Annotated in this window: 8 protein-coding genes and 1 pseudogene; 1 reads left to right on the top strand and 8 read right to left on the bottom strand. The window is 58.8% G+C overall.

Features of this window, described 5'->3' with window-relative positions; genetic code table 11:
* Together Q0216_RS05520 and Q0216_RS05515 are read right to left on the bottom strand one after the other, a co-directional pair.
* On the bottom strand, nt 1-1,108 hold a 1,108-nt coding region (locus Q0216_RS05520; protein ID WP_298593587.1), incomplete at its 3' end, for a M48 family metallopeptidase.
* Nucleotides 1,109-1,373: 265 nt separating this feature from the next.
* The gene (locus Q0216_RS05515; protein ID WP_294626300.1) at nt 1,374-2,510 is read right to left on the bottom strand and encodes an acetate/propionate family kinase; all 1,137 of its coding nucleotides are present in this window, start codon (nt 2,508-2,510) and stop codon (nt 1,374-1,376) included.
* 435 nt (nt 2,511-2,945) lie between these two features.
* Here Q0216_RS05515 and Q0216_RS05510 point away from each other — a divergent pair, with 435 nt between their 5' ends.
* A complete protein-coding gene (locus Q0216_RS05510) occupies nt 2,946-3,869 on the top strand; it encodes a hypothetical protein (protein WP_298593585.1) in 924 nt (307 codons plus the stop codon).
* A gap of 265 nt (nt 3,870-4,134) precedes the next feature.
* Here Q0216_RS05510 and Q0216_RS05505 read toward each other — a convergent pair whose 3' ends face one another.
* The 6 genes and pseudogenes from Q0216_RS05505 to Q0216_RS05480 all read right to left on the bottom strand — a co-directional run.
* Complete coding sequence (locus tag Q0216_RS05505) at nt 4,135-6,735, bottom strand: hypothetical protein (RefSeq protein ID WP_298593584.1); 2,601 nt, start codon at nt 6,733-6,735, stop codon at nt 4,135-4,137.
* A gap of 811 nt (nt 6,736-7,546) precedes the next feature.
* Nucleotides 7,547-8,182 carry a Fic family protein gene (locus Q0216_RS05500; protein WP_298593583.1) on the bottom strand — a complete coding sequence of 212 codons (636 nt, stop codon included), beginning with the start codon at nt 8,180-8,182 and terminating at the stop codon, nt 7,547-7,549.
* Between the two features lie 2 nt (nt 8,183-8,184).
* Complete coding sequence (locus tag Q0216_RS05495) at nt 8,185-8,454, bottom strand: alpha-mannosidase (RefSeq protein WP_298593582.1); 270 nt, start codon at nt 8,452-8,454, stop codon at nt 8,185-8,187.
* A gap of 67 nt (nt 8,455-8,521) precedes the next feature.
* Nucleotides 8,522-9,082, bottom strand: a complete 561-nt coding sequence (locus Q0216_RS05490) for a zeta toxin family protein (RefSeq protein ID WP_298593581.1) — start codon at nt 9,080-9,082, stop codon at nt 8,522-8,524.
* A 28-nt stretch (nt 9,083-9,110) separates the two neighbouring features.
* Nucleotides 9,111-9,299, bottom strand: coding sequence for a transcriptional regulator (locus Q0216_RS05485; protein ID WP_298593580.1), 189 nt, complete (start codon nt 9,297-9,299; stop codon nt 9,111-9,113).
* Nucleotides 9,300-9,388: 89 nt separating this feature from the next.
* Nucleotides 9,389-9,573 (bottom strand): annotated as a pseudogene (locus Q0216_RS05480) (hypothetical protein); the annotation flags it as partial.

The raw sequence follows: 9,573 nt of genomic DNA, 5'->3' as shown, positions 1-9,573 counted from the left end.
CGCGCGGTGCGGTGTCCTTGACCGGGTTCTCAGTCGGGCGCCAGAACAGGCGGCCGGGCTGGGTGCGGTCACGCAGCGCGTGCGCACGCCAGGTAAGAACCGGGTGGCTTGCCAGCAGGTTCACGTACCAGACGGCAAGGCCGCGGTCGGTGACGGCACGGTCGGCAAGCTCATCGAAGTTGACCTGCTTGTTCAGGTACTTACCTGCCGCAAGCACCTTGACGGCGCCCTCAGCACCCTCGGGGCAGAAACGGTAACCGAAGTTGTCGGCGGTGTACTCCTGCGAGCGGGACAGCGCGCTCGAGAGCACCGGAATCTGGTTGAACAGCATCGTGAAAATCAGACGGAAATAACCGACGTGACCTGCGGCGATGTGGCCAACCTCGTGGCCAATAATGAAGCGCAGCGCCTCCGGGTCACGGGACTTACCGCCGATCTCGAACAGGTCAGAGTACAGGCAGATATAGCGGCGGAAACCGTGACCTGCCGCGAAAGCGTTCATCATGCCGTTACCGAGAATAACGTACGCATCCGGTACACGGCGCAGACCCGCCGCCTCAGCTGCTTCAGCGAGCATCTGGTATGCCTCGGGGAACTGGGTGGGGGTGATGCGCACACCGCGCACACGCTGCTGTGCGTAGTAGATCGCACGAACAATGAAGATGGCAATCGGGCCCAGGATGAGCAGACCAACCGCCTGGAAAATCAGGTCTTCCATGCTCGCGGTGGTGCTACCGGAAGAAGGTACTCGAACCGAGCCTTCACCGGTTGAGCTGAAGACGTAACGCATCATCGAGCTGAACAGGTCAGCCAGCGCCATGAACAGCACAATGTAGCCGACCGCGGTGACCGCGTAAGCGGCGACCAGCCACGGAATTTCGGAGGGGTGACGCAGCGCATGCAGCACCTTCGGCGGCAGCATCGACTGGTAGGCGAAGAGCCTCGGCTGGGGCAGGGGGCTGACCGGCTTCTGGCGCTCATCTTCGGGGAGCCAGCCGGCGGAGAGGTCCTGCGGGAGGGGCTCACCGGGGGCACGGAATGCCTGCTGGCCGGGCTGGGCGTTGAACTGCCCGCCGGGCTGCTGGTGGTTTTCAGGAGGTTGAGTCATGTCTCGTCCGCTTCGTATCGAGTGTTATCTGATTCCACTCTATCGTTTTTGGGCACGTACTAGTGAATGTGAATGCGCTTTTTCTCATAGAATGCCCATTCGCGACGCTACAGTACGCCGCGGCGCTGGGATGAAGTGCTGGGATGCGCAGTGCAGCGGCGCGCCGCCTTGCGGGCATAAGAAATCCGCCGCAGCGCCCATACGGAACGGGTGCCACGGCGGATTACTTTACGCTGAGCCGCCTACACGGCGGAGTGCGTGGGGCTTAGAGGCTCTTGACGAGTTCCTCGGTAGCCTCAGCGATAGCCTTCTCCTCGTTGGTGGGGATGACCAGCACCTTGATAGCGGAATCCTCGGTGGAAATCACGCGCGGCTCGGGGGAACGCTTAGCGTTCTCTTCCTCGTTGTACTTGATGCCCAGGGCGCCAAGGCGGTCCAGGACCAGCTTGCGGAACTCGCCGGAGTTCTCACCGATACCAGCGGTGAAGATCAGTGCCTGCGCGCCGCCAACAACCAGGTTGTAGCCGCCAATGTACTTCATCAGGCGGTAGGAGGTCATGTCCAGTGCGAGCTGTGCACGCTCGTCGCCGGACTGTGCAGCCTCAACGACCTTACGCATGTCGTTGGAGCCAGCCAGTGCGAGCAGACCGGACTCCTTGTTCAGAATGGTGTCCAGACGCTCACCGTCAATGCCTTCACGAGACAGAATGGTGGTCAGTGCCGAGGGGTCGATGTCGCCGGAGCGGGTACCCATGATCAGGCCAGCCAGCGGGGTGTAGCCCATGGAGGTGTCCACGGACTTGCCGCCCTTCACAGCGGTCACGGACGCGCCGTTACCGAGGTGTGCCACGATGCCGTTGAACTCGTCGCGTGCAATGCCGAGCATGTCAGCTGCAACGTGGGAGACGTACTCGTGGCTGGTGCCGTGGAAGCCGTAGCGGCGAATGCTGTACTTGTCAGCCAGGTCGTAGGGGATTGCGTAGCGCCATGCTTCTTCGGGCATGGTGGAGTGGAACGCGGTGTCGAAGATAGCGACCTGCGGCAGGGAGGGCCACTTGTGCATTGCTGCGCGCATGCCCTGAACGTGTGCGGGGTTGTGCAGCGGTGCCAGCGGGGAGAGGTCGTCGATCTGCTGGACAACTTCCTCGGTCAGCAGGGTGGGGTGGGTGAACTTCTCTGCACCCTGCACCACGCGGTGGCCGACTGCCTGCAGCTCGCGGCCGTGCAGGACGGGCTCAAGCTTCTCGGACATGATGTCGAATGCGACCTCGTGGTTGGGCACGTCGGTGCCGATGTTTTCAACGAGGCCGGAGGTCAGCATCTGCTCTGCCTCGGGCAGGGAGGTGTCACGCACCTGGTACTTCAGGGAGGAAGAACCGGCGTTCACAACGAGAATAAGCATGAAAGTATCTTCTTTCGTAGTTTTCTTTTCTGCTCCATTCTCGCACTTTTCGAGCCTGCGTGCGAGACGGTCCCCGCAGTGTTTTTAACGGGGGTTTTACTGGGAGCAGTATCGGGGGCAGGAGGCGCCGGTTTGGTGGGCTCTTCTTGTCGGTAGCCGTGACCGGGCAGTTATGACCAACTCGCGGGCTGCAGGGTTTTAGGAATGTTAGACTGGTAGTGCATCAAAAACTTGAAACTAGCACTAGCGGCCCTGAGCTGCTAGGTTGGCCGGATGGGCCCTGAGGGTTTGTAGGTGGCAGAATATATAGAAACCACTAGGCTGCCCAACTGGGCTTTTGCACACAAGGCACCCGCAAGGGTGCCTTTTCTTAAACCCCCCATGCGCCGAAGCACAATGGGGAACAACAACCACACCATACCCGAGAGAACACCAATGATCAACACCAACCCCACCGCCCCCGCATGGATCACCCACACCGACCTCATCCAAATCGACGGCGGCCACTACATCACCTACCCCGACGACCTCGCCCTCACCCAAGCACTACGCACCGACATCGCCACCGCACAAAGCATCAACCACCTCCTCGACAGCCTCACCACCGAACTAGCCGACGAAGAACCCATCGACGAAATGATCACCCTCATCAACGAAGGCTTCGCCACCATCGGCAACTGGCAAGGCTTCCTCTACAACCTACGCCTACGCTGCATCGCCCTGCACAACCTGCTCAAGAAATACACCCCCGGCCAGTACGGCCGCTACCCCATCGACACCGACGCAAAGCAGGACCTGCTCAACACCGCCATCGAACTAGCCGTCAAGGGCGAAGAGAAAGCAAACCACCTCACCGAGACCGGCTACCAGTTCCCCACCCTCCCTGCCCCCGGCACCACCCTGCGCGAACCCGATGGCCGCGAAGTCGAAAACTACGTAGCAGCCCTCGATGATGAGGACATCCCCGCACAGTTCAAGCAGATGGCAGCCCTACGTGAACGTGTCTCTGACTTCGCCCGCGAACTGGACGAAGCCAAGGCCGCCAACAGCACTGTCCCCCAGGCGTTCGAGCTCAAGGAAGACGGCTCGTACTTCTCCAACGAAGAGGACTTCCAGCGTTGGATGGAAGAGTACTCCCCCGCCCTGGCGCGTGTGATTGCGCTGGAGCCGTCTTGGGCGGAGCCGAACTTCATTCCGATGCTTTCGCGTGCCCTGGTGCCGGTGTACAAGGTGACTCGTGTGGAGCCGTTCATGCGTGAGGATATTCTCTCGCGTGCTCTGGCGTCGGTGTTGGCGTCGGTTGAGGATGCGGGTGTGCGTGAGTCGGTTCGTCGTGAACTGACAAAGCGCACCTACTAACACCGGGTTCCGGTACGGAAAGAACAACGGCTAAACGCACGGATGTCCGCCACCTCGCTGGGTGGCGGACATCTGTTCTTTATGCCCTCATCGGGTATCTACCCGAGGTGTTTTAGCACCCTGACTAGGCGTCACGCGGCACAGTGTGGCGCCGCACTCGTTCAGAAGTGCCACCGACGAATCGGTCCAGGCTATAGGTTTGGCCCTATAGATTCGCATTTCGTCCTCGATAGTTCTTGGAGAAAAACGTAGTACTTGGGTCAGCTCACGCATCTAAATTCACCACTTCTTTGAAACAATCAAGGTTAGAGCGCGAGTGAAGGACAATCACAACCTGCTTGTCACTGCCCTCGATAGCGCACGCCATCGATTCGAGCTCATCGCGCTCCTCTGACGGAGTGAGACCCTTCAAGGTCTCATCAAGCAACACAAGCCGGGCAGCGCCTTCACGTAACACGGAACGCGCAAGCATGAGCCCGCTCGAATTCGATGCTTCAGATGCGAACGGATCGATATCTGGTACGATTACCACTTCGCCTTGGGGATACCGGCGGTATAGAGCATCAAGCATGACGGACTTCCCCGCGCCAGTTGGTCCAATCAAGGCAACTATAGAACACCCAGAGTCAAGAACACTCTCAAGCAGAGCTAGGTCAGCAGACCGCACGGGCGGATAAGAACGGTCGGCCCGGTACTCTTCAAGCATCCGAACACGCTCCGCAGTCAAGCTGACTACACCAACCTGTTGCAGCGTCTCCACCGTAGATTGGATACCAGATGACAGAGTTACTGCAAAATATATTACGACCGCGGGAGCAACCACTGAGTTCGATCCATCGACCATCAATGCCAATACCGCTGCAGAAACATTCAGTGACAACACAAGCGACTGAATCAGCCCCGTACGCAGTGCGTAGGCGTTCGCCAACTGAATCGAGCTGCTGACGTATGCAGCCTCCGAATGAGCGTAGGCTTCTTCTCCAGCCCGACGCAGCCCTGCACTGACGGGCGCAGCGTGTAAGCCAGCCTGGGCACCAACCACCCCGATGAAGTCACCTCGGCGATTGGCAGCCGTCGTCGAGGCAGGGAGAATCCACTTTGAACCCTGACGCATAGCAAGCATCGCTAGGGGTGCTACCGCCAACACAGCGATTATGAACAGCGGGGCGCCAGCCATTGCGCCTCCGATGAGCATAAAGGTCTGTAGAATGACCATAAATACCGAACCCAGGGCGCTAGGCACCGACATCTGAAGGTCGGAGAAGTCTTCACCCATCCGCCCCATGACCGCACCGCTTGTTCTAGGACTAGCGAATCGATCGAGCCTGCGTATAACCCGGTCGTGCAAATCGCTCAGCCTAGCGATGGGAGCCCAGTAGAGCGGGCCAAAGAACATGACGGACCCAACAATTGCTGCCAGTGCGCAAGCAGCTGACACTCCAGCAACCTGAGCAGACAGCCCATCACTGTGAGCAATCGTTAATGCAAAAGCAACTTCGGATCCGCTCAAGAGTAGGGCGCCACACGTAATCCACACCAAATGCGGTCCAAACAACAACAGGGCCGATCGTCGGAATGTGGCACGCTTCGGCTCAGGGTCAGGAAGGTCCTGTCCCTCGCTCACATCCGTCGAACCAGCATCTACCTCCTTAGCTGCCCCGGGGCTATGAGCCTGCAACTCAAGAGGGGCTACCCTCGCATCATTGCCGGGGGTGAAGGCACTCGGTACGTACTCCTCCGAGCTTGCCAGAAGTGTGCACGTTGGCACGCACTCTAAGATCCTCTCGGCAACCACTTCTCGTGTTACAGGATCAAGCGCTGCGAACGTATCGTCCAAAATTAGCCAGTCCGGTTTGTCTGCCAAAACGATAGCGACAGCAGCACGGTGTCTCTCTCCTGACGACAAGGTTGCTGCGTCTTGCCAGAACCGCCCGATCACATCCTCAGTGAGCCCCATACCTAAAGCGAGGCTAGTGAACCGGGATACCTGATGTGGCGAAGCAGAAGCTCGCCACGCTGACAATACCGAATGGGACATTTCCGGGTTGCGTGGTACGAAAGCAGAATCGGGGGTGGTCACGGATGTGCGCAATGCTTCAGCGCGCTCAGACGTAGCTGCAAGCACCTCTCTAGAGTTTGAAGGCTGCCCCACCCAGTCCTGCTGTTTAACCGTGCAATTTGGAGACGACTCGAGCTTGTCGAGCTCACGCATCATTGGCACAGCGAGCCGAATAACCCGATAGTTTACGATGTTGTTCTGCACCGCTGCGTACAGGTAGCGGGCTGCCAAAATAATTCCAATACCGAAACGAGCGGATGGCCAGAGCCATGCGCCGAGAACCGCAACCACAGCGAGCACCGCAGTTAGTGCTCCCCGTTCAAGGAATCCATTCAGGATCTGCAACGGGACTCGTCTGCGCAGAAGCTTCTCTTCGGTGTTTCGGATGCTAGCGACCTTGTCCAGGGCGGTACCCCAGCTGGGGATGCTTTGCCCTCGAGGCAGCGCGTTTGCTACACGCTGGATCCACTGCCTACGCTCTCCCTCTAGAGCGACGTACTGTTCCCATAGTCGGCCCACCAAGTTGATGAGACGGACGCTGACGAATACCAATCCAGTGATGAGCAACGCAGCGATGGCGCCGCTTGCACCATATAGCGCGAGCGAAGCCGCGAGAAAGGCAATAATCTGAACGGTTGAAACGGCGAAATCAACAACGAAGGCAAACTGGCTGATCTGTGCTGGGTATGTGAGAACATGCCCGTGAGCTTCCGGCGGATGGGATGACCTACTAAAGATGTCCCGGAAACGGCGGTATGTGAGCTGTCGAACCGCGATCGTGAGAATAAGCTCTTGGCGTTCCTTCACCCAGTACCCTAGGCTTTCAGCCAGGAAAGCGAAGATGAGTAACCAAATAGCACTGCCTGGGGTCCTCTCACCTGACGTTACCTGACCGATACCTGCCGTAATCATCAGAGCCCCTGCAACATTCAGTAGGCCAGCGGTGAAGACGGTGAAACTCGTGCTCATTGGCGCGAATATCAAAGCAAGCCAGCGGATCCGTCTCGGCAGGTTCCGCGCTATCCTTTGATAGCGCGCATACAAGTGCTCGATGGGTATGTCTCTCAGATGCAGGCTAGGAGCGCTCTGTGTTTCGCCCCGTCGCTTGTGATTGATTACTATTACGTTTCTCCAGTCATTCGGTATTCGAGTTCAGGTGTACGGCCTCGTTAATAAGTTCGTCGTTCGGAAAACGGGCTTGGAGGTCGTTGAGAGCTACCTGGATATCTATGCTCGGATCGAGAGCAGTCCGAGCCTGCATGAGCAAAAGCTCTACCTCAGCCTTCGACTTCGCATCGAGTTGCGCCTGCGCGACGAGGGGCCCCTAATTGCATAAGGACGAACCCGAGAAGTCGGTGCGCTTCAGGCATGCTTGGGTCGAGCTCAACCGTCTATAATGAACAGCCAACGTCGGCTGACAGTTGCCTTCTCGGGCATGCACTGAAATTGGGTACGAGGCAAATATACAACAATTTGACCAAAATCCAACATATAAGCGTGTCTGTCGGGCTCATCCCCGCGCATACAGGGAAAACCCGCCACCTTACCAATAAGGTGGCGGACATCCGTTCTTTAATGCCCGCATCGGGTATCTGCCCGAGGTGTTTTAACGCCCTGCCTAGGCATCACGCGGCACCGTGATGATGCTGAACAGCTGATGCAGCTCCTCCGGATGCACCTCAAAATACCCGCGATCCGGGCCGCTAAACATCGAACTCTGGTGCCAGCCGCGAAGGCCAGCACGCACATAATCAAACCGGAAATTACTACGCGCCACCACATGATCCATAAAAATGCGGGTCGCGCGGCCGTTCCCCTCGCGGAAAGGGTGCGCATGGTTCAGATGCGCAAAAATCGCGGCGGTAGCCTCCACAAATTCCTGCTGGTTCAGGCTCGCCCAGTCGGTCGCGCGGCTAGTAGTGAAAACGTAGTCGAGGTACCGGTCAATGCTCAAGGGCCCGCGCTGAACGCTCGCGAAAGCACTCACGCCCTTGGACATGTTTACGGTGCGGTACTCCCCCGCCCAGTCGTACACGTCCTGGAAGAGGTAGCGGTGAATGGCCTTGAGGTGCTCGGCGTCGAAGGTGCGGGCGATGAGCTCGGGGTTCTTGGTGAGCTCGTAGCCTCGTCGGGTGACGATGCGGCGCTCAAAGAGCGAAAGCGCCGCGGGGTCCTTGATGCCCAGCTTGTTCCGCATAACGTGCTGGTAGGGTTCGGGGTAGAAGTACGCCGCCCAGTTCTGCTGCTGGCTCATGGCTATTCACCCTCCCCTGCACTCTGCTGACCCGCGTTTTGGCTTGTCAGCACCTGGTGGGCGAGCGCCTTCGCTAGCGCTTGCCGGTCGTATTCTTCCGCGGTGATTCGCCCCAGCTCGTAGTCGATGAGTAGCGTGACGTCTTCGCGGGTGGGGTTGTCGCCCTCAAGCCAGGATGAGGCGAGGGGCTGCATGATGTTGCGGCGCTGCTCTTCGGTGAGCGGCTCGAATAGTTCGGGGTATCGCAGATGCAGGTCAAAACGATCTGACACTGTATGTTCCTTTCTTGACCTTCACGGGTCGACCTCACGGCTGGGTCGTGAGGGTGGGAGGTGACGGTTAGCTGATGTGCAGACCGTATCTCGGCTCGTCGAGCAACACCTTTGAACCGGCACGCCAGTACACCGGTTCGTACCAGCGGGTGTTGTCGAAGACCCGCAGGGTGTCCACAGAGGAGGCGAGCACCTGCAGGTTCGCGTGGGAGCTGTCGTAGCGGCGGCGGATATCTGCCTCGTCAACACCGTGCCCGCCCTTGGCAACGCGGGCGGCGACCCGGTCCACGGCGGTGTCGGCGCTGTTGAGCGTCACGTACAGTAGGGTCACCTCGTACCCTTGGGCGTGGGCGCGGTCGATGAGGTTCTGGAAGGATTTGGCGTTACCCGCAAGGGTGGTTTCCTGGTGGATGGACTCACCGGCCGCGAGCGCTTGGCGCAGGTCCTGCACAGTGTCTCGCATGGCGCGGGCGGCATCGGCGGGGTTGCGCCAGTCGCCTCCTGCAGCGCGGAGTATCTCATCGGCATTGAGGCGGCGGGTGTCACCGAAAATCTGCGGGTTGGTGCGGTAGAGGGTGCTCTTACCGGCTCCGTTGACTCCGCCGATGATGATGTATTGGGGCTTCATGTGCGGCTCCTTAGACTGCCTAAACGGCTTAGACGACGAAGTTCTCGTCAGCGAGAACAATGCGCTGCTTCTGTTGCAGGGAGTAGGTCTGCAGGGCGAGGTAGAAGCGGCGTTTTTCGTCGTCTTCTTCGACCTCGATAAGCGGGGTGAAGACCTCTGAGCTGTTGTCTACGAGGTACTTGTGGAGCGCCTCAAAATCGGGGGTGTTGTCTTCCATGGTTATCCCCTTTCCGGAAGTGAGTCGACGGGCTGGTACTGCCCGGTTGCGTTGGGTTCGTTGGAAGAATTCGTTTCTTGAGCTTTTGCCTAGTCGACAGGCTTTTCCGTTGCCTGCTTCTTCTCGCGTCGGCGGCGACCCCACTCGCCGAATTCGGGGCGGCTCGTGTACTCGGTATTCCACGCCTCCGCGGTCGCCGGCAACCAAATTCTCTTATTACTGTGCGACATAAAATCGGGCTCGGGCAGCTCGCCTCGGCGGAGCAGACCCGCAG

The organism is uncultured Rothia sp., assembly GCF_937976295.1.
Taxonomy (GTDB): Bacteria; Actinomycetota; Actinomycetes; order Actinomycetales; family Micrococcaceae; genus Rothia.
Note: the sequence above shows the minus strand (reverse complement) of the source record. Positions and strands in the feature narration are given on the sequence as shown.

Excerpts from the sequence above, each read along its gene's own strand:
- Q0216_RS05515 (WP_294626300.1), bottom strand. The coding sequence starts at position 2,510 with ATGCTTATTCTCGTTGTGAACGCCGGTTCTTCCTCCCTGAAGTACCAG.
- Q0216_RS05510 (WP_298593585.1), top strand. The coding sequence starts at position 2,946 with ATGATCAACACCAACCCCACCGCCCCCGCATGGATCACCCACACCGAC.
- Q0216_RS05500 (WP_298593583.1), bottom strand. The coding sequence starts at position 8,182 with ATGAGCCAGCAGCAGAACTGGGCGGCGTACTTCTACCCCGAACCCTAC.
- Q0216_RS05490 (WP_298593581.1), bottom strand. The coding sequence starts at position 9,082 with ATGAAGCCCCAATACATCATCATCGGCGGAGTCAACGGAGCCGGTAAG.
- Q0216_RS05485 (WP_298593580.1), bottom strand. The coding sequence starts at position 9,299 with ATGGAAGACAACACCCCCGATTTTGAGGCGCTCCACAAGTACCTCGTA.